General features: G+C 68.9%; 17 protein-coding genes and 5 pseudogenes. 6 read left to right on the forward strand and 16 right to left on the reverse strand.

Features of this window, described 5'->3' with window-relative positions; all coding sequences use genetic code 11:
• Window positions 1–4: 4 nt before the first annotated feature.
• Window positions 5–1700, reverse strand: a pseudogene (locus ACFJGX_RS07495) (long-chain fatty acid--CoA ligase).
• 182 nt (window positions 1701–1882) lie between these two features.
• Between ACFJGX_RS07495 and ACFJGX_RS07500 the strand changes: the two are divergent.
• On the forward strand, window positions 1883–2710 hold the full coding sequence (locus tag ACFJGX_RS07500; protein WP_382322134.1) for an IclR family transcriptional regulator: 828 nt from the start codon (window positions 1883–1885) through the stop codon (window positions 2708–2710).
• A gap of 55 nt (window positions 2711–2765) precedes the next feature.
• Here the strand turns inward: ACFJGX_RS07500 and fba are convergent, their stop codons facing one another.
• Window positions 2766–3830 carry a class II fructose-bisphosphate aldolase gene (gene fba, locus ACFJGX_RS07505; RefSeq protein ID WP_382153638.1) on the reverse strand — a complete coding sequence of 355 codons (1065 nt, stop codon included), beginning with the start codon at window positions 3828–3830 and terminating at the stop codon, window positions 2766–2768.
• Window positions 3831–3972: 142 nt separating this feature from the next.
• On the opposite strand from fba, the gene ACFJGX_RS07510 reads away from it, so the two are divergent.
• The gene (locus tag ACFJGX_RS07510; protein ID WP_382322133.1) at window positions 3973–4545 is read left to right on the forward strand and encodes a phosphatase PAP2 family protein; all 573 of its coding nucleotides are present in this window, start codon (window positions 3973–3975) and stop codon (window positions 4543–4545) included.
• Here ACFJGX_RS07510 and ACFJGX_RS07515 read toward each other — a convergent pair.
• Window positions 4514–5404, reverse strand: a complete 891-nt coding sequence (locus ACFJGX_RS07515; RefSeq protein ID WP_382322132.1) for an alpha/beta hydrolase — start codon at window positions 5402–5404, stop codon at window positions 4514–4516. The two genes, ACFJGX_RS07510 and ACFJGX_RS07515, sit on opposite strands and share 32 nt — an antisense overlap.
• 143 nt (window positions 5405–5547) lie before the next feature.
• Between ACFJGX_RS07515 and ACFJGX_RS07520 the strand changes: the two genes are divergently transcribed.
• Entirely contained in the window at window positions 5548–6315 is a 768-nt protein-coding gene (locus ACFJGX_RS07520) for a YdiY family protein (protein ID WP_382328133.1), read from the forward strand.
• A gap of 103 nt (window positions 6316–6418) precedes the next feature.
• Here ACFJGX_RS07520 and pyk read toward each other — a convergent pair whose 3' ends face one another.
• Window positions 6419–7852 (reverse strand): pyruvate kinase, encoded by a 1434-nt coding sequence (pyk, locus tag ACFJGX_RS07525; RefSeq protein WP_291111957.1) that lies wholly within the window; start codon window positions 7850–7852, stop codon window positions 6419–6421.
• A 235-nt stretch (window positions 7853–8087) separates the two neighbouring features.
• Between pyk and ACFJGX_RS07530 the strand changes: the two genes are divergently transcribed.
• Window positions 8088–8246: a hypothetical protein gene (locus ACFJGX_RS07530; RefSeq protein WP_382328135.1), complete on the forward strand. Its 159-nt coding sequence runs from the start codon at window positions 8088–8090 to the stop codon at window positions 8244–8246.
• 12 nt (window positions 8247–8258) lie between these two features.
• Here ACFJGX_RS07530 and ACFJGX_RS07535 read toward each other — a convergent pair whose 3' ends face one another.
• From ACFJGX_RS07535 to ACFJGX_RS07570, 8 genes and pseudogenes are all read right to left on the reverse strand, one after another.
• Entirely contained in the window at window positions 8259–8954 is a 696-nt protein-coding gene (locus ACFJGX_RS07535) for a DUF1345 domain-containing protein (RefSeq protein WP_382328137.1), read from the reverse strand.
• A gap of 24 nt (window positions 8955–8978) precedes the next feature.
• Entirely contained in the window at window positions 8979–9653 is a 675-nt protein-coding gene (locus ACFJGX_RS07540) for a sensor histidine kinase (protein ID WP_382322128.1), read from the reverse strand.
• Between the two features lie 256 nt (window positions 9654–9909).
• Window positions 9910–10338: pseudogene (locus ACFJGX_RS07545) on the reverse strand (CHASE3 domain-containing protein); the annotation flags it as partial.
• Complete coding sequence (locus tag ACFJGX_RS07550; RefSeq protein ID WP_382322127.1) at window positions 10335–11741, reverse strand: CHASE3 domain-containing protein; 1407 nt, start codon at window positions 11739–11741, stop codon at window positions 10335–10337. The pseudogene ACFJGX_RS07545 and the gene ACFJGX_RS07550, both read right to left, overlap by 4 nt.
• Before the next feature lie 18 nt (window positions 11742–11759).
• A complete protein-coding gene (locus ACFJGX_RS07555) occupies window positions 11760–12161 on the reverse strand; it encodes a response regulator transcription factor (RefSeq protein ID WP_382322126.1) in 402 nt (133 codons plus the stop codon).
• 169 nt (window positions 12162–12330) lie between these two features.
• Window positions 12331–12615, reverse strand: coding sequence for a BON domain-containing protein (locus ACFJGX_RS07560; protein ID WP_382328632.1), 285 nt, complete (start codon window positions 12613–12615; stop codon window positions 12331–12333).
• Between the two features lie 146 nt (window positions 12616–12761).
• Window positions 12762–13142 (reverse strand): BON domain-containing protein, encoded by a 381-nt coding sequence (locus ACFJGX_RS07565; RefSeq protein ID WP_382328139.1) that lies wholly within the window; start codon window positions 13140–13142, stop codon window positions 12762–12764.
• A 121-nt stretch (window positions 13143–13263) separates the two neighbouring features.
• Window positions 13264–13504 (reverse strand): annotated as a pseudogene (locus ACFJGX_RS07570) (CsbD family protein).
• Window positions 13505–13716: 212 nt separating this feature from the next.
• Here ACFJGX_RS07570 and ACFJGX_RS07575 point away from each other — a divergent pair.
• Window positions 13717–14349, forward strand: a complete 633-nt coding sequence (locus ACFJGX_RS07575) for a response regulator transcription factor (RefSeq protein WP_291111933.1) — start codon at window positions 13717–13719, stop codon at window positions 14347–14349.
• 157 nt (window positions 14350–14506) lie between these two features.
• Complete coding sequence (locus ACFJGX_RS07580) at window positions 14507–14671, forward strand: DUF1328 domain-containing protein (protein WP_382153673.1); 165 nt, start codon at window positions 14507–14509, stop codon at window positions 14669–14671.
• 73 nt (window positions 14672–14744) lie between these two features.
• Here the strand turns inward: ACFJGX_RS07580 and ACFJGX_RS07585 are convergent.
• The 4 genes and pseudogenes from ACFJGX_RS07585 to ACFJGX_RS07600 form a co-directional block, all read right to left on the reverse strand.
• Window positions 14745–16093 (reverse strand): annotated as a pseudogene (locus tag ACFJGX_RS07585) (PQQ-dependent sugar dehydrogenase).
• A gap of 78 nt (window positions 16094–16171) precedes the next feature.
• Window positions 16172–16597 (reverse strand): hypothetical protein, encoded by a 426-nt coding sequence (locus ACFJGX_RS07590; protein ID WP_382322123.1) that lies wholly within the window; start codon window positions 16595–16597, stop codon window positions 16172–16174.
• A 109-nt stretch (window positions 16598–16706) separates the two neighbouring features.
• Window positions 16707–17351: pseudogene (locus ACFJGX_RS07595) on the reverse strand (MFS transporter); the annotation flags it as partial.
• Window positions 17352–17358: 7 nt separating this feature from the next.
• The gene (locus ACFJGX_RS07600) at window positions 17359–18090 is read right to left on the reverse strand and encodes a helix-turn-helix domain-containing protein (protein WP_382322122.1); all 732 of its coding nucleotides are present in this window, start codon (window positions 18088–18090) and stop codon (window positions 17359–17361) included.
• Between the last annotated feature and the right edge of the window lie 69 nt (window positions 18091–18159).

Genomic DNA, 18159 nt, shown 5'->3' on the forward strand with positions numbered 1-18159 from the left:
TTGCTCAGGAGGGATGGGGTGTCTGTGCGTCGCGCGCGGCCTGCTGCGCCTGCAGTTCGCGCCACATCACCTTGCCGCTGCCCGAGCGGGGCAGCGTTTCCACGAATTCCACGATGCGCGGGCTCTTGTAGGCGGCCATGTGGCCGTGCGCCCAGTCGATCACGTCCTGTTCGCTGACCTGGCCCCGCTGTCCAGGCCGCAGCACCACCAGGGCCTTGACGGTCTCGCCGCGGCGCGCGTCGCGCACGCCGATCACGCAGGCTTCCTGGATCGCCGGGTGGTGGTACATGAGCGCCTCCACCTCGGCCGGCCAGACCTTGAAGCCGCTCGCGTTGATCATGCGTTTGAGCCGGTCGGTCATGAAAAAGTAGCCTTCTTCGTCGACGTGGCCGAGGTCGCCGGTGCGCAGGAAGCGCTGGCCGTCGATCTCGATGAAGGCCTCGCTGGTGGCCTGCGGGTTGCGCCAGTAGCCCTGCATGAGCTGCGGCCCGTGCACCACGATCTCGCCGGTCTCGCCGGCGGGGCGTTCGGTCAGGGTGTCGGGGTCGAGCACCGCGCGCGTCCACGTCGAACACCGGCAGGCCCAGGCACTGGGGCTTGGGCCGGTGCGTGGGGTTGATGTGGGTGGCGGCCATGGTCTCGGACATGCCGTAGCCCTCGATGTAGTCCTGCCCGGTGAGCGCCTTGAGGCGCGCGGCCACCGCGTCGGGCATGGCCGCGCCGCCGCCGCGCACGCAGGCCAGGCTGGCCAGGTCGAACTGGTCGAGCTGCGGGTGCGCGAGGAAGTCGATCACCATGGTGGAGATCGCCTGCCACATCGTGACGCGGTAGCGCTGCATGCAGATCGCGGCGACCTCGCGGTCCCAGCGCGAGAGCACCACCAGGGTCGCGCCCGCGTACAGCGGGCCGTTCAGGCTGCCGGAGAGGCCGGTGACGTGGAAGAAGGGCAGCACCGAGAGACAGACCGCGTCCTGCGAGGTGCCGAACCAGCGCACGCCGCCGACCAGCGTGCTCATCACGCTGCGGTGGGTGTGCATGCAGCCCTTGGGCAGGCCGGTGGTGCCCGAGGTGTAGGGCATGGCGCAGAGGTCGTCGGGCCCGGTGGTCAGCGGCCCGGGCGCGCGGGCGGCGGCCACCATGTCGGCCCAGGCCACGAGGCCGGGGCCTTCGATGGGTGAGCGCGGCGCGACCACGAAGTCGGGCACGCGCAGTTCGGTGGGCACGCGCAGGTGGTCGCTGTAGGTGGCGACCACGAGGTGGCGCAGGCCTTCGCCCTCGGCCTCGGTGGTGAGCAGCGGTCGCAGCTGCGGCAACAGGTCCTGCGCCACGAAGGCCGCCTGCGCGCCGCTGTCGCTGAGGCAATGGCGCAGCTCTTCCTCGCGGTTCATCGGGTTCACCGGCACCACCACCGCGTTGGCGCGCAGGATGCCGTAGAAGGCCAGGGCCCATTGCGGGCTGTTCTGCATGCACAGCAGCACGCGGTCGCCCGGCTTCACGCCGCACACCTGTTGCAGGTGCCCGGCGATGTGCTCGGCCTCGCGCAGGAAGCGCGCGTAGCTCAGCGGCGTGTCGTAGAAGACGATGAAGGGCTTGTCGGGAAACCGCGTGGCCGAGACCTCGAGGTTGTAGAAGAGGTTGGTCTGCGGCAGCGTGAGTTGCCGGGGCAGGCCGGGCGGCCAGTGGGCCGTTTGCGAGGGCATGGTGTTTGATTCCGCTTGGCGGAAAACAAGAAGATGAAGATCAATATACGGTCCACGCCTTGGCCGTGTAAATGCCATTCAGGGAAACCGAGCATCCGGCATCCGACGAAAGAGCCTCAGAATTCCGATGCGCGGAATACGGGAGGTGCCGTATTCCGATCTGCAGAAAAAGGAGACATCCCATGGGGCGCCAGCGCCACACGCCAGCGACCCCGCTGGCCGACATCGATCCCGCCGAGGACCGCCGTTTCGTCACCGCCCTGGCGCGCGGGCTCACGGTGCTGCGCAGCTTCGGCCCGTCGGACCGCTGGCTCGCGCACCAGGAACTCGCGCGCCGCACCGGGTTGCCGCAGGCTACCGTCTCGCGCCTCACGTTCACGCTGACCAGCCTGGGCTACCTGCGGCACCGCGCGGCCACTGGCGAGTACGCGCTGAGCCCGGCGGTGCTCTCGCTGGGCTTCAGCGTGTTGTCCAACTTCCAGGTCGGGCGCATCGCGCGGCCGTTCATGGAGACGTTGGCCGAGCACACCCAGGCCGCGATCTCCTTGGGTGTGCGGCATGGCACCTCGGTGGTCTATGTAGCGCACTGCCGCAGCACGGCGCGCCTCATCCTCGGGCTGGACGTGGGCACGCGCCTGCCGTTCGCCGAGACCGCGATGGGGCGTGCGATCTGGTGCGCCACACCACCGGGCATGCGGGCGCTGATCGCCGGCCGGCTGCAGGCGGAAAACGCGGCGCTGTGGCCGGTGCGCGAAGCCGGGCTGCGGCGCGCCGAGGCCGACCACGCCGAGCGCGGCTGCGTGACGTCGGAATCCGAATGGGAGAGCGAGATCGCCGCGATCGGCGTGGGCATCGACCTGGGCGACGGCCGCGAGCCGCTGGCGCTCACCGTGGGCGGGCCGGCCTCGCGCCTGCAGGGGGCCTTGCTGCACGAGAACTTCGGGCCTGCGCTGGTGCGCTCGGGCCGCGAGATCGTGGCGGCCATCCAGGCCGCTGCATGGGAGGATTGAGCGCCATGAAAAACGCCACCGGCGGTGGTGGCGTTTTCGAGGGAGCGGTGGACGCTCAGTTCACGAGCTGGGCGAGTTCGCCCTTGGCGTACTTCGCCGCGACGACCTGCAGGCTCTCGCCCTTGATCTTGCTGCCCTGGCCTTCGCAGCCGAACTCCAGGTAACGGGCCTTGCAGACCTGCTTGGCGGCTTCGCGCGCGGGCTTGAGCCACTCGCGGGCGTCGAACTTGTCGGGGTTCTCGGCCAGGAACTTGCGCACCGCGCCGGTCATCGCCAGGCGGATGTCGGTGTCGATGTTGATCTTGCGCACGCCGTGCTTGATGGCTTCCTGGATCTCCTCGACCGGCACGCCGTAGGTCTCCTTCATCTTGCCGCCGTACTGGTTGATGATGGCCAGCAGCTCGGCCGGCACGGACGAGGAACCGTGCATCACCAGGTGGGTGTTGGGAATGCGCTTGTGGATTTCCTTCACGCGGCTGATCGCCAGGATGTCGCCGGTGGGCTTGCGGCTGAACTTGTAGGCGCCGTGGCTGGTGCCGATGGCGATGGCCAGGGCGTCGAGCTGGGTGGCCTTGACGAAGACGGCGGCTTCCTCGGGGTCGGTCAGCATCTGGCTGTGGTCCAGCTTGCCTTCGGCGCCGATGCCGTCTTCCTCGCCGGCTTCGCCGGTTTCCAGGTTGCCCAGGCAGCCGAGCTCACCTTCCACGGTGACGCCGACCTTGTGCGCCATGTCCACCACCTTGCGGGTCACGTCCACGTTGTAGTCGAACGAGGCCGGGGTCTTGCCGTCTTCCATCAGCGAACCGTCCATCATCACCGAGCCGAAGCCCAGGTTGATCGCGCCTTCGCAGATCTTGGGCGAGGTGCCGTGGTCCTGGTGCATCACCAGGGGGATGTGCGGGTAGGCCTCCATCGCGGCCTGGATCAGGTGCTTGATGAAGGGCTCGCCGGCGTATTTGCGGGCGCCGGCGCTGGCTTGCAGGATCACCGGCGCGCCGACTTCGTCGGCGGCGGCCATCACGGCCTGCACCTGTTCGAGGTTGTTGACGTTGAAAGCCGGAATGCCGTAGCCGTTGGCGGCGGCGTGGTCGAGCAGTTCGCGCATGGAAACGAGCGCCATGAGATTCCCCTTAATCAGTTGGTAACCGTGGTGTAACCCGGCATTTTAACTTTCGACCTGTTGGCCGGAGGTGACGGACTTGTGTCATTTCACACGCCCTTAATGTGCGCCGGCCAGACTGGGTCGAACTTTCCACCCTGCCATGACCCAACTCGACACCCTGCTTTTCCTCTGGATCAACGCCACGGCCGACACGCCGGCCTGGCTGCTCGCGCTGGCGCGCTGGGTGTCCACCGACCTGCCCGCCCTGGCGGTGCTGGGCCTGGTGCCCCTGCTGCTGTTCGGTCCAACCGGGCGCCGGCAGTTCCTCGGCATGTGCCTGGCGATGGTGCTGGCCTGGCTGGCGGTGCGCGGCATCCGCGAAACGGTGCACGTGGCCCGGCCCTTCGAACTGGGCCTGGGCGGGCAGTGGCTCGAACATGCGGCGACGGCGAGTTTTCCCAGCTTTCATGCGGCGGTGGCGGGCGCCTGGGCCCTGGCGCTCACGCTGTTCGCACCGTCGCGCCCACGCCGCTGGCTGGCCGTGGCGGGCGGGGTGGCGCTGGCGATCGCCTGGAGCCGGGTGTTCCTGGGCCTGCACTTCGTGTCGGACATCGCCGTGGGCCTGCTGCTGGGGGCGGCATGCGCGGTGACGGCCCGGCAGGGCTTCGCGTGGCTGGCGCGGTGCCGCGCCGCCTGGCCGGTCAGGCCGGTGGCCGGTTCAGGAAACCGCTGACGCGATCCAGCACCGGCGCCAGTCCGCGCAGCGGGCGTGCCATCGCACCGATCAACGTCGTGTGGTTGACGCGGTCCAACAGCTCGACGTCCACCGGCGTGCCTCGCCTTTCCAGCGCCCGAGCCATGGCGAGCGTGTTGCGCTGCGGGTTCACCAGGGTGTCTTTCCGGGCGGCCAGCAGGAGCACGCGCCGGGGCGTGGCATGGCCCGCGTTGGCGTGGAACAGGGGCTGCGAGTCGGCCGGCGTGTGGGGCCATTCGAAGGCCACCTGCACCTGGGGATTGCCGATGGGCAGGAAATCGTAGGGCCCGGCCAGGCCCACCCAGCCGGCCAACTGGCGCGGGGCCAGGTCCACGCGCGCCAGCCAGCGAGGGTCGAGCGCCAGCATGGCCGCGTTGTAGGCGCCCGCGCTGTGGCCCACCACGAAGACGTGTTCGCGCGAGGCGCCGAACGACGCCGCGTGGTCGGCGGCCCAGCGCACCGCGTCGGCGCCGTCCTCCAGGAACACCGGGTAGCGCACATCGGGGCTCAGACGGTAGTCGGCCACCACGGTGACGATGCCGCGCGAGGCCAGGGCCTCGCCGACGAACCGGTAGTCCGCCCGGTCGCCGCTGCTCCAACTGCCGCCATAGAAGAACACGGCGAGGGGCGCGGCGGTGATGGCAGGGGCGGGGATGTACACGTCGGCCCGTTGGCGCGCGTGGCTGCCGTAGGCCTGGTCGCGCAGCACCGTGTGCGTGTCGCTGCTGACGGTGGCATTGATGAGGCGCAGCGGCGAGCAAGCCTGCAGCCACGGCAGCAGCGCGAGCGTTGCCAGCAGGCGACGGCGTGGCGTGGGGATCGGTGAATGGGTGGTCATTCGGGTTTTACGCGGCCGGGCGGTGGGTGGATTCAAGGCGAATCGAAACCTTTCGTCACAAAACACGGGGAACTGCGGCCCCGCCAAGGCGAACCCTCTTAAGGATCACTTTGCCATTCCGGAACAACAAGAAAGGACTCGCCATGCCCTGCCGCCCCCTGATCGCGACACTGACCGCCGTCTCGGCCCTGCTCGCGCCAGCGCTCTCGCAGGCCCAGGTCACGCTCAAACCCGATCGCCAATGGCGCTACCTGCTGACCGCCGGCGCCAACATCTCCTCGGGCAACAACAACGCCGGCACGCTCAACCTCGCGGCCGAGGGCGCGCGCGAGACCGACGACGACAAGTGGACCTGGGCCGCCAAGGCCGACCGCGCGCGCAGTTCGGGCGTGGACACCACCGAGCGCTACGGCCTGCGCACCCAGTACAACCGCGACTTCTCGGTGGACTGGTTCGGCTTCGGTTCGGGCGAGCTGCTGCGCGACCGGCTGGCCAACATCTCCAGCCGGACCTCGGTGCGCAGTGGTGTGGGCCGGCACGTGTGGCAGGAGGAGCGGGGCTTCTTCGACGTGTCGGTCGGTCTGGGCTACACCTACGACCGCTACATCCGGTCCACCGACATCGCTGGCGCCATGCGCGACCGGTACGGCCGCCTGGAGCTGGTGCTGGCGGAGGAGTCCAGCCACAAGCTCACCGAGACCACCAGCCTGCGCCAGAAGTTCTCGCTGTACCCGGACTTGCGGGATTCGGGCAAATACCGCGCCGTGCTGGACACGGGCCTCACGGTCGCGATGACACAGACGCTCAACCTGTCGGCGGGGCTGAGCTACCGCTACGACAGCGACCCCGGGACCAACCTCAAGAAGGCCGACACGATGTTCGTGACCGGCGTCTCGCTTCGGTTTGACTGAGTAGGCGCTGCCTTTCGGCCAGGGCACACGAGGATCCGGCTTTGCCGGTCCCAGGGTGCGCCCCCCTTGAGGGGGACGCGCGCAGCGCGGCGGGGGGGCTCGCTTAAGCCGCGCGGCAGATCTTGAGCGTGTTGGTGCCGCCGGGCTGGCCCATGGGTTCGCCCACGGTGATGGCGTAGACATCGCCGGTCTGCACGATGCCGCGCTTCTTCAGGTGCGCCTCGGCGTCCAGCAGCGCGGAGTCGCGATCGGTGCTGTTGTCCATGAGCAGCGGTCGCACATTGCGATAGAGCGTCATGCGGCGTTGGGTCGAGAGGTTGGGCGTCATGGCGTAGATCGGCATGCGCACGTTGTGCCGGCTCATCCACAGCGCGGTGGAGCCCGAGTCGGTCAGCGCCACGATGGCCTTGGCACCCAGGTGGTGGGCGGTGAACAGCGCGCCCATGGCGATGGACTGGTCGATGCGCTTGAAGGTCTTGCCCTGGAAGTCGGCAGACAGTTCGCGGTACTCGGCCTTTTCGGCTTCCGAGCAGATGTTGGCCATCTCCATCACGGTTTCCAGCGGGAAGCGGCCGGCGGCGGTCTCGGCGCTGAGCATCACCGCATCGGTGCCGTCGAGCACCGCGTTGGCCACGTCGCTCACCTCGGCGCGCGTGGGCACCGGGTTGACGATCATGCTCTCCATCATCTGCGTGGCGGTGATGACCACCTTGTCCATTTCGCGCGCAAGGCGGATCATGTGCTTCTGCAGGCCGGGCACCGCCGCGTTGCCCACTTCCACCGCGAGGTCGCCGCGCGCGACCATGATGCCGTCGGACACCTTGAGGATCGCGGCCAGTTCGGGGATCGCCTCGGCGCGTTCGATCTTGGCGATCAGCGCCGGTTTGTGGGCCAGGGCGGCGCCAGCCACATTGCAGAGCTGGCGGGCCAGTTCCATGTCGGTCGCGTTCTTGGGGAAACTCACCGCCACGTAGTCGGCCTTCAGGCCCATGGCGGTCTTGATGTCGTCCATGTCCTTGGCGGTCAGCGCGGGGGCGGTCAGGCCGCCGCCCTGCTTGTTGATGCCCTTGTTGTTGGACAGCTCGCCGCCGAGCTTGACGGTGGTGTGCACCGCCGGGCCGACCACCTTGTTGATGGTGAGCACGATCAGGCCGTCGTTGAGCAGCAGGGTGTCGCCGGCCTTCACGTCGCGCGGCAGCTCCTTGTAGTCCAGGCCCACGCCCTCGATGTCGCCGGGTTCGGTGCGCGAGGCATCGAGCACGAAGGGCATGCCCGGCTCCAGCATGACCTTGCCCTGGGCGAACTTGCCGACGCGGATCTTGGGCCCCTGCAGGTCGGCCATGATGCCGACCTCGCGGCCCGCGCGCTGGGCCGCCGCGCGCACCAGTTCGGCGCGGTCGATGTGGTCCTGGGCGGTGCCGTGCGAGAAGTTGAGCCGGACCACGTTGACACCGGCGCGGATCATCCGCTCCAGCAGGTCGGGGTCGCTGGAGGCAGGACCCAGGGTGGCAACGATCTTGGTGGCGCGCATGGACATGATGGAAGCTGTCTCCAGAAGGGGCCGCGAGGCCGGTTTGTAATTTGGTTTCAATTATCCGTGAAACCAGTTACACGCTGGTTACAGGCCGCCGCCTGTCGCTTTTGTAGGACACGTCCGACACCCCAAGCCGCCGTTGTCCGGTGGGGCGGCGGGCCAGCCGTCCCTACAGTGGAACCACGCGCGAAGGATGCCCTCTGGAACGCCGAAGCCATTCACGGAGGACCTCATGCACATGCCCGCACCTGCCATCGTGGGTTACCTCGCGACCCTGGTGATCGCCGTGTCGGCGGCAGCGGTCCATCCCTGGTTCGACGTCGAGGCCCATTTCGTGCGGGCCGTGGCGGGCATGAACACCGCCGTCTCGGCCCTGGCCACCACGCTCACGCCTTGAGCCGGGCGGCTCTCAGCGCCCGGCGCTGGCGAACACGTTGACCGCCGTGGCCAGCACGATCAGATTGAACGCGAACGACAGCAGGGCGTGCACCAGCGTGAGGTGCCGCATGCCGCGGCTGCGGATGCTCACGTCGGACACCTGAGAAGTCATGCCGATCACCGCGCTGTAGTACAGCAGGTCGAGGTAGTCCGGGTCCTTGCCGTCGGGAAAGCCGAGCCCCCGGTCCGGCGTGTCTGCACTGCCCTGGCTGCGGTAATACACCCGCGCGTAGTGCAGCGTGAACACGCCCTGGATCAGCAGCCAGGCCCCGGCCAGCGACAAGGCCATGAGCCCGAGGCTGGACGCGCGCTGCCAGCCTTGCAGCGCCTGTGTGGCCTGTACGTTCATCGCCACCGCCACGAGGCTCGCGCAAGCCGCGGCGGTGACCAGCACGAACAGCATCGCGGCACCCGGGTCTTCGCGTTGCGCGCGCTGCTGGGTGGCGGTTGCGTCCAGCCGCGCGGCGAGGTGCCAGACCAGACCCACGTAGGTGGCGCAGTACACGATCCAGGCCATGAGCCAGGGGGCGGGGCCGGGGAGGGAGGCCCAGGTGGCGCTGGCGGCGCCCACGAGCACCGCCGGCAGCAAGGCCACCGCCTGCCGCTCCCAGGCCGTGAGGTGGGTCAGCCGGTGCGGCAGCGGGTGGGTGGGCCGTGAGCGGGACATGGGCCGGCGGGCAGGGCGGCGCGTTCAGGCCGGATCTGCGGCGGGGGTGTCCACGGTCTTCGCCGGCAGCTCGGCCTCGACCAGGGTGCCCTGGCGCGGCTCGCTGTGGACGTGCAGCTGGCCGCTGTGCGACTCCACCCGCACCCGCATGCCCAGCAGGCCGTGGTGGCCCGCCGGCACGCTGTCGATGTCGAATCCCTGGCCGTCGTCGCGCACCGAGACGCGCACCGTGCTGTCCTCCTGGGCCAGTCCCACCCACACGCGGTGGGCCCGCGCGTACTTCTGGACGTTGGTCAGGGACTCCTGCACCAGCCGGTACACGGTGAGTTCCGCGTCCTTGCCGAGTTCGACCGGCGAGAGGTGCATCTCCACCTCGATGCCCATGCGGCCGGCCGCGTCCTGGCAGAGCATTTCCAGCGCGGGGATCAGGCCCAGCTGGTCCAGCGAGGACGGCCGCAGGTGTTCGATGATGCGCCGCTTCACGGCAATGCCCTCGGTCAGGCGCTGTTCGATGCTGGCCAGGCGCTCCAGCGCCGGGGGCGGCAGGGCGGGCACGCGGCGCAGGCGCGCGATGTCGAGCTTCATCGCGGTGAGCAGGCCGCCCATCTCGTCGTGCAGCTCGCGCGCCACCCGCCCGCGCTCGTCTTCCCGGGCGTTGACGTGGTGGCCGGCCAGGTTGCGCAGTGCGGTGGTGCGCAAGGCCACCTGCGTGCGCCAGCCGCTGGTGTTCCTCGGACTGGCGCCGGTCGTTGTCGCGCAACTGGCGCATGAACAGGATCAGCGCCACCCAGGCCACCAGCACCAGCAGGTGGATCGCCAGCCGGTTGATCATCATCGCGTCGTAGAGCGATACCCGCGCCGTCTTCTGGATCGCGGCGGCGCGTTCGAGCACGAATTCGAACTCCTGGCGCAGTTCGGCATAACGCAGGCGGCCCTGGTCGCTCACGGCGAGTGTCTGGGCATCCATGCGCCGGCCCTGCTCAGTCATGCTCACCCACTGGTTCAAGGTGGCCGTGCGCTCCTCGATCCGCTTGCGCACGTTCACCACCGACACGGTGCGCTTGGGGTCCAGCTCTTCCAGCCGCTTGAACGCATCCTGCTGAACCCCCTCCATCTCGTTGATGGCCTCGCGGTAGTTGCTCAGGTCGGCCTGCTGGGCGCTGAGCATGAAGGCGCGCACCGCGACCTCGGCGTCGGTGAGGGCCTGCAGGGTGCGGGCGGCCTGCTGGCGCGCATCGCTCAGCGTGATGCCCTGCATCAGCGTCGAACGCGAATGCTGGTAGCTGGCTTCGTTGACCACCAGCATGATCAGCGCCAGCGCCAGGATGATGGGCATCCCGAAGCGGTTGCGCGCCACACGTTCGATGGAGGACTTGATCATCATCCCGAGGTTGTAGCACGTGGGGCACCGGGCGGGGCCGGATCGCGCTGGCGCAAGGGCAGGCGCGCCATGACGCGGGTGCCCGAGCCCGGCACGGAGTGCACGCTGAACTGCCCGCCGAGCGACTCGATGCGGTGGCGCAGGTTCCTCAGTCCACTGGCCGAGGTGGTGCCCTGGCGGTCGGCAAAGCCCAGTCCGTTGTCCTGCACCTCCACCACCGCGTGGATGCCTTCCTGGGCCAGGCGCAGCGAAACGATCGTGGCGCTGGCGTGCCGCTCCACATTGGACAGCGCGCCCTGCACCACCGCGAACAGCGCCTGTTCGGACGGCACGTCCAGCGTCACGGGCATGAAGGCGAGGTCGATGGTCATGCCCGTCTGCTGCTCGAACTCGGTGGCGCGGTGCTCGATCGCGGCCTGCAGGCCCAGGTTGTGCAGGGCCGATGGCATCAGCTCTTCCATCATGCGCCGCTTCATCCCGATGCCTTCGTCCAGCGAGGAGCTCAGGTGCCGCAGCCGCTCGGTCACCTCCGGGTCGGTGGTGTGCAGCGAGTGGCGCAACCGCGTGAGGTCGAGCTTGGCGGTGGTGAGCAGGGCGCCCAGGTCGTCGTGCAGCGCGCGCGCCAGGCCGCTGCGCTCGCCGTCGCGCATCTCCTGCAGGCCGAGGTTGAGCTGCGCGAGTTCTTCCGTGCGCAGCCGCACCTGGCTCTCCAGCGAATCGCGCTCCATCTGCAGATGGCGGGCATGTTCGATCTGGCTGGTCTGCAGGGCGGCGTTCTTGCGCAGGAAGAACACGTAGGCCAGCAGACTCAACAGCGTCAGAACGTACACGCCGATGTGGCCCACCGCCAGCGTGCGGTAGATGGCCGCGCGCTCGATGCCCAGGCGGCGCTCTTCCGTGACCATCAGCACGTCGGCCACCCGGCGCACCCCTTCCATCTTCTCGCGGCCGATGTCGGTGAGCATCAGCCCGTGCCAGGCGGCGTGGGAGCCGGCGTTGTACAGGGCGATGGTCTCGGTGACCTCCGAGGTTTTTTCGCGCGCGCGCTCCTGCAGGCTGTCCACCAGGCGCAGCAGATCGGGGTCGCTGCGGTAGTGCTCGCGCAAGCGACTGATGGCATGCGCGATGTCGGTTTCGGCGGCCTGGTAGGGGTCGAGGTACTGGGGTCGGCCGGTGAGCAGGTAGCCGCGCTGGGCGGTTTCCATGTCCAGCAGGCGGCGCATCACGGTCTGGATGGCGTTGCGCGCGGTGTCGCGCGCGCCCAGGCTGGCCAGGGAGTCCAGGGCACGCTGGTAGGTCCACTCCGCCCCGGCCAACACCCCCAGCGCCAGCAACACCGCCAGCGCGATGGCCAGCGGGGTTCGCCAGGGTGCGCGGCGCCCAGGGATGGGAGGGGGGGAGGGCATTGGAGGGGCGGGCCGGACCTACTGAAGACCGCCGGGCGCGGTGGCCGAGCCGTCGGAAATGCGTTCGCAATAGGCGATCAAGTCGTCCAGTTCGCACGACTTGTCGAACACCCGGTCCGCCCCCAGCAGCGCGCAGCGCTTGCGGATATCGGGTGTGGCGTAGTTGGTGAGCACCACCCGGCGCGCCGGCACATTCGACTCCTGGGCGGCTTTCAGCACACCCAGGCCCGAGCCGGTGACCAGGAAGATGTCGATGATCATGAGGTCGAACCGATCACCCTGTTGCAGCCAGTGCACGGCCGTCTCTTCGTCGCTGGCGTGCCCGACCACTTCCACATTGGCCAGCTCTTCCAGCGTGGACACCAGGTTCTCATAGATGACCTTGTTGTCCTCGACGATGTAGGTTCTGAGCGGCGACATGGGGCAGGCGGGCGTGAGCGTTCCAAGGATATCCGGTGCGGGCGAATGGCATCCAGGATGCCTTCACGCACAAACGCGGCCATCTTGCCGCGCCTGTGCGTTCCCGCGCCTTCACGGCCGCTGATTTTCGTGTAGGCGGAATCCTACACGCGGCGGCCGTCGCTCGCGGTCAGCGGACCGCGATGTCGTTCTTGACGGATTTCACCCCGTTGACTTCACGCGCCAGGCGCTCGGCCGCGCTCTTTTCACCGGCGGACTTGGCAAAGCCCGAGAGCTGCACCGTGCCGTTGAGGGTCTCCACATGGATGGAGGTGGCGGCCACGACCGGATCCTTGGCGTAGGCGGCCTTCACCCGGGTGGTGATGGTGGCGTCGTCGACGTAGGCGCCGACGGTCTGTTGATCGCGGGCCACGGCACAGCCGGTGATCTGAACGACGGCGGTGGCGGCGGCAATGGCGCAGCAGGGTGTGTGACAGTTTCATGGGATTCTCCTCGGGGTTGGGTTCTTGGAGCGACCGGCGAGCCCCTGTGGACGGGGCCCGCCGGTGGCGGTGGTGGTCATTTGAAATTCAGAGAGAGAGAGATGGGTCTGGGGGCTGGTCAGCCCTTGGCCTCGACGGTCAGGCGGTTTTCCACCTTCACCACGCCTTCGACGGCAGCGGCCAGGACGGTCGCGCGATCTCGGGCGGCGGGGTCGGGTGCGGTGCCCTTGAGTTCCACGTGGCCATTGGTGGTGTCCACGTTGATCTTGAGCGCACTCAGTTGCGAGTCGCCGGCCAGGGCGGCATTCACCTTGGCGGTGATGGCCACGTCGGCGGCGCCCATGGCGATCTTGTCGGCGGCTTCGTTGCCGGCGGCCTTCACGTCCTGAGCGGCGTTGTTGGCATCGGCGCGCAGTTCAGCGCCCGCTGCCTGGGTTTGCTCCACCGTGCTGTCCATGCGCTGGCCCACGGTTTCGTCTTCCTTCTGCGCACAGGCCACGATCAGGCTGGTGGCGCATGGCGGCGGCCGCGAGGGCCGCGAGTCGGGTGTTGCGTTTCATGATGTTGTCCTTTCAGATCGCCGGTCAGGCCGACGAAGGTGAATGAAGCAAATTCGCAGGTCAGTGCGGCTTGCGGTCGTTGGGGTTTTCGAACCAGTCGTCGCTGACGCGGCGTTCCCAGTCCGCCACCTGGCGTTCGGCTTCGTCCTTGCGCAACGCCGTAGCGCTCCTGGATCTTGCCGGTGAGCTGTTCACGGCGGCCGGCCACGACGTCGAAATCGTCGTCGGTGAGCTTGCCCCACTGCTCGACCATCTTTCCCTTGACTTGTTTCCAGTTGCCTTCGATGCGATCCCAGTTCATGGCGACTCCTTGTGGTTGGGTTGCAGGTACCGGTCAGAAGACCGTGGAGTCACTGTAGGAAATCCGCCGGCTGCCGGATGTCGGGCGGCGGGCCGAGCGTGTGTAGGACATGGCCGATGCGCGGGGCGGGGTTGTAGGAGCCGTCTGACTGCCCCCGGGGAGCCGGCCTGTTAAATTGCTTGCGGCCCCCACAAAAGAGCATCAAGGACACCATGATCAAAGTCGGAATCGTTGACGACCACGCCATCGTGCGGTCGGGCCTGCGCCAGTTCCTGAGCGAACACGTGGACCTGAAAGTGACGGGCGAGGCCAACAACGGTCGTGAGGCCCTCGAACTCGTGCGCGGCGGCGAGGTGGACGTGCTGCTGATGGACATCTCCATGCCCGACCACAGCGGCGTGGACGCGCTGCAGGCCATCAAGGCGCGTTTTCCGGATCTGCCGGTGCTCATTCTCAGCGGCTTTCCCGAAGCGCAGTACGCGACCACGTTGCTGCGCTACGGCGCCAGCGGCTACCTGAACAAGGACTGCGCGCCCGACGACATCGTCACCGCCATCCGCACCGTGGCGCGCGGCCGGCGCTACATCAGCCCGGCCGTGGCCGAGCTGCTGGCCGACAACGCCGCGGGCGATGCCGAGCGCCCGCCGCACGAGCTGCTGTCCGAGCGCGAGCTGCAGGTGTTCCTGCGCCTGGCCAAGGGCGAGACCATCGGCAACATGGCCGAGTCCATGTTCCTGAGCATCAAGACCGTGAGCACCTACCGCACGCGGGTGCTCGAAAAGCTCAAGCTCACGAGCAACAGCGACCTCACCTACTACGCGCTGAAGAACGGCCTGATCCAGTAGGCGGCGTGCGCGCGAAGTGTCGGTGCCGTCCTACGAGACAACGGCGCTCGGGCTTGCAGCTTTCGAGCACCGGTGTCCCTACAGTGAAGGCATCACAACGGTGGTCGTTGTGAACCCACCAAAAGGCCGGACCACCGGCCTCACACAGGAGCCCACCATGCTGCACTACGCCGTGGTTTTCTTTGTCATCGCCCTGATTGCCGCTGTGCTGGGCTTCGGCGGCATCGCCGCCAGCGCGGCCGGCATCGCCAAGCTGCTTTTCGTGGTCTTCCTGGTCATGGCCCTGGTCTCGATCGTGGTCGGCCTGATCCGCAAGCGCTGACGAGCCATTCCGCTCGCTTCACCGCGACGAGGGCCCGACCGGTGTCTGCCGGTCGGGCCCTCGTTTTTTGGCGTCAGCGTTCGTTGCTCACCCGCCAGACCACATTGCCCGCGTCGTCGGCCACGAGCAAGCCGCCGCGCCGGTCGATCGCCACGCCCACCGGCCGGCCCTGGGCCTTGCCATCCGCATTCAGGAAGCCGGTCAGCACATCGACCGGCATGCCGGCGGGGCGGCCCGCCTGAAAGGGCACGAAGATCACCTTGTAGCCGCTGTGCGGCTGGCGGTTCCACGAGCCGTGCTGGCCGATGAACATGCCCTCGCCCACGAACGGCGCGGGCAAGGCGCTGCCACGGGACGAGGCCAGGCCGAGCGACGCGGTGTGCGGGCCCAGCGCATAGTCGGGTGCGATCGCCGTGGCGCCACCAGCGCGGGTTGCGGCGGCTGCACGCGCGCGTCCACATGCTGGCCATGGTAGCTGTAGGGCCAGCCGTAGAAGCCGCCGTCGCGCACCGAGGTGAGGTAGTCGGGCACCAGGTCGCTGCCGAGCTCGTCGCGCTCGTTCACCACCGTCCACAGCGTGCGGCCCGAGGCGTCCCAGGCCATGCCCACGGGGTTGCGCAGGCCGGTGGCGAAGAGGCGGTGCGCGCCCGTGGCCACATCCACCTGCCAGATCGCGGCGCGGCCTTCTTCGGCGGCCATGCCGCGCTCGCCCACGTTGCTGTTGGAGCCCACGCTCACGTAGAGCCGCTGCCCGTCGGGGCTGGCGATCAGGCCCTTGGTCCAGTGGTGGTTGATGCCGGCCGGCAGGGCCACCAGCGGGGTGCCGGGCGCGCCGATGGTGGTGTCGCCCGTGCGGTATGGAAAGCCGAGCACCGCGTCGGCGTTCGCCACGAACAGGCGCTCGCCCACCAGGGCCATGCCGAAGGGTGAGTGCAGTCCGCTGAGCAGCACCGAGCGGAACTCGGCCACGCCGTCGCCGTCGGCATCGCGCAGCAAGGTGATGCGGTTCGCGCTGGGCACGGCCGCGCCCGCGCGCTTCATGAACAGGCCGGTGACCCAGGCCTTGAAACCGCCCCCGCTGCCTTCCGGCTTGGGGGGCGCGGCGGACTCGGCCACCAGCACGTCGCCGTTGGGCAGCACCAGCAGCCAGCGCGGGTGCGCCAGGTCGCGCGCGAAGGCCGTCACGCGCGTGCCCAGCGCGGGGGTGGGCGCCGCACCACTGGGCCAGCCGACGACGGGCGCCACGTTCACCGTGGGGATCAGGGTCTTGTTCGGTGCCGGCAGGACCGGGTTCGGGCCCGTGCCCTCGGCCACGCTGTGGCGGGCCGATTCGGCGCAGGCGCCGAGCGCCAGCAGCGCGGTCAGGCCCACGGCGGTGCGGGCGCGCCAGTTCGGCGGAGGAAGCAGGTGGGGCCGGGGCATGGGGTTCTTCGTGGCGGGTGGGTTTCCACGGTAGGACCTGTGCCCGGCCCGGTCTGTTCGCCAGCGCACGCGCCGTGCTCAGCGCGCGCGGGCGTCCTCCCGCCAGAGCGGGCGCAAGGCCCACAGCCCCAGCGCGGGCCCGACCGCCAGCCAGGGCAGCAGCGCGCCCAGCGGCACGTGTTCGGCCAGGGACACGAACAGCAGGATGCTCGCGATGGAGATCGCGAAGCCGATGCTGTTGGTGAGCGTGAGCACGCTGCCCACGGCCTGCGGTGGTGCATTGCGAGCGGTCAGCGTGGAGAACTGCGGCGAGTCGCCCGAAACGGTGATGCCCCAGAGCAGCAGCCAGCCGATGAACAGCGGGGTCGGCGCGCCCAGGGCCCAGGGCGCGGCGAGGCAGCAGGCGCCGCTGAGCGCGAGTTGCGTGCCCGCCACCCGCGCGCTGCCCCAGCGCGGCGCGAGCCAGCCCCCGCCCGCGCAGCCGATGGCGCCCGCGCCCAGCACGAGGAACGCGGTCCAGGAAAGCCCCGTGCCCTCGAAGCGCGCTGCGCAGCACCAGCGGCACCATCACCCACATGGTGTAGAGCTCCCACATGTGGCCGAAGTAACCGAGCACCGAGCTGCGCACGCGCGCATCCGTCCACAGCGTCGCCAGGGCGCGCCATTGCAGCGTGGTCACGCGCTGGGCTGCGCCGGGCGGGTCGCTGGTGCCGAAGAACAGCAGCAGGCCGCCCGCGGCGGCCAGCGCCGCCACGCCCAGCATGAGCGTGGGCCAGGGCAGGGCGCCGCTGAGCGCGCGCAGCGCGTGCGCGCTGGCCGAGCCCAGTACCAGCGCCCCGATGAGCAGGCCCAGCGCACCGCCCAGGCCGCGCGTGTACCACTGCGCCGCGATCTTCATGCCCACCGGGTAGATCCCGGCCAGGAAAAAACCGGTGGCGAAGCGCCAGGCCAGCAAGGCGGTGTGGTCGCGAACCATCCACCAGGCCCCCACGGTGCAGGCCGCACCGGCCAGCGAGCACACCAGGAACACGAGGCGCGGCGCGAACCGATCGGCGATGGCCAGCAGCGCGAACACCAGCGTGCCGGCGATGAAGCCGAACTGCAGCGCCGAGGTGAGTGTGCCCACCGCGCTGGTGGGCCAGCCCAGCTCGCGCTGCAGGTCGGGCATGACGGCGTTGACCGCGAACCAGAGCGAGGTGCCCAGGAACTGGGCCAGCACCAGCACGGGCAGGATGTGGCGGGGCACGGAGGTGTTCATGCCGGCCTCAGCGCCGCAGCTGTGTGAAAGCCTCGAACTCCCAGCTGCGCATGGCCAGCACCAGCGTGTAGCCCTCGCGGTCCTTCTCGCTGAGCTTCTGGTCGGTCTGGTGCTGTTGCGCGAAGTCCTGCGCGACGCGCTGCAGGCGCTCCAGGAAGGCCGGCGCCAGCGTGCGGCTGACCGAGCCGTGCACCAGCATCACGCCTTCGCCGCTGCCGTCGAAGCCGCCGGCGAAATAGTCCAGCAGCGCGTGCTCGCGGAAGTAGTTCATCACCGGGCCATGAGGGCGCCAGCGGAAGGTCTTGGCCAGCTTGAGGCGGTAGCGGTTGAGCGGGCGCAGCTCGATGATGCCGATGCGGTCGAGCTGCACCAGGTACTTCACGCACTCGGCCTCGCTCAGCCGGTACTGCGCGGTCATCTGCTCCAGCGTCCACTGGCTGAGCACGCAGATGGCGACGAGCAGCAGCTTCTTGTCGGCCACCACCGCGCGTTCCTGGTCCTGCGACATCTCGCGCAGCAGGGGCTGGGTGTCGGCCACGCGCCGCGACAGCTCCGCGAAATCCAGCTTCAGGGCGCGGCAGATCTCGTCCACGCGCGAGAGCGACATGTCGCCGCCGGCCAGCATGCGCTTGACGCTGGACTCCGCCATGCCGATGGCCTGCGCCAGGTCGGCGTAGGTCATCTGCGCGGCCTTCAGTTCCTTCTTGAGCGCGAGAACGAGGTCGGCGGTGGTGCTCATGGGGTGTCCGGTATCGAGATGCGGTACTTGGGGTTTGGTCTGGATCGACTGTATCGGAAGACGATGCCC

It is taken from the genome of Hydrogenophaga sp. UC242_50 (assembly GCF_042697355.1).
In the GTDB taxonomy this organism is placed as follows: domain Bacteria; phylum Pseudomonadota; class Gammaproteobacteria; order Burkholderiales; family Burkholderiaceae_C; genus Hydrogenophaga.

Excerpts from the sequence above, each read along its gene's own strand:
- ACFJGX_RS07500 (WP_382322134.1), top strand. The coding sequence starts at position 1,883 with ATGGGGCGCCAGCGCCACACGCCAGCGACCCCGCTGGCCGACATCGAT.
- fba (WP_382153638.1), bottom strand. The coding sequence starts at position 3,830 with ATGGCGCTCGTTTCCATGCGCGAACTGCTCGACCACGCCGCCGCCAAC.
- ACFJGX_RS07510 (WP_382322133.1), top strand. The coding sequence starts at position 3,973 with ATGACCCAACTCGACACCCTGCTTTTCCTCTGGATCAACGCCACGGCC.
- ACFJGX_RS07515 (WP_382322132.1), bottom strand. The coding sequence starts at position 5,404 with ATGACCACCCATTCACCGATCCCCACGCCACGCCGTCGCCTGCTGGCA.
- ACFJGX_RS07520 (WP_382328133.1), top strand. The coding sequence starts at position 5,548 with ATGCCCTGCCGCCCCCTGATCGCGACACTGACCGCCGTCTCGGCCCTG.
- pyk (WP_291111957.1), bottom strand. The coding sequence starts at position 7,852 with ATGTCCATGCGCGCCACCAAGATCGTTGCCACCCTGGGTCCTGCCTCC.
- ACFJGX_RS07530 (WP_382328135.1), top strand. The coding sequence starts at position 8,088 with ATGCCCGCACCTGCCATCGTGGGTTACCTCGCGACCCTGGTGATCGCC.
- ACFJGX_RS07535 (WP_382328137.1), bottom strand. The coding sequence starts at position 8,954 with ATGTCCCGCTCACGGCCCACCCACCCGCTGCCGCACCGGCTGACCCAC.
- ACFJGX_RS07550 (WP_382322127.1), bottom strand. The coding sequence starts at position 11,741 with ATGCCCTCCCCCCCTCCCATCCCTGGGCGCCGCGCACCCTGGCGAACC.
- ACFJGX_RS07555 (WP_382322126.1), bottom strand. The coding sequence starts at position 12,161 with ATGTCGCCGCTCAGAACCTACATCGTCGAGGACAACAAGGTCATCTAT.
- ACFJGX_RS07575 (WP_291111933.1), top strand. The coding sequence starts at position 13,717 with ATGATCAAAGTCGGAATCGTTGACGACCACGCCATCGTGCGGTCGGGC.
- ACFJGX_RS07580 (WP_382153673.1), top strand. The coding sequence starts at position 14,507 with ATGCTGCACTACGCCGTGGTTTTCTTTGTCATCGCCCTGATTGCCGCT.
- ACFJGX_RS07600 (WP_382322122.1), bottom strand. The coding sequence starts at position 18,090 with ATGAGCACCACCGCCGACCTCGTTCTCGCGCTCAAGAAGGAACTGAAG.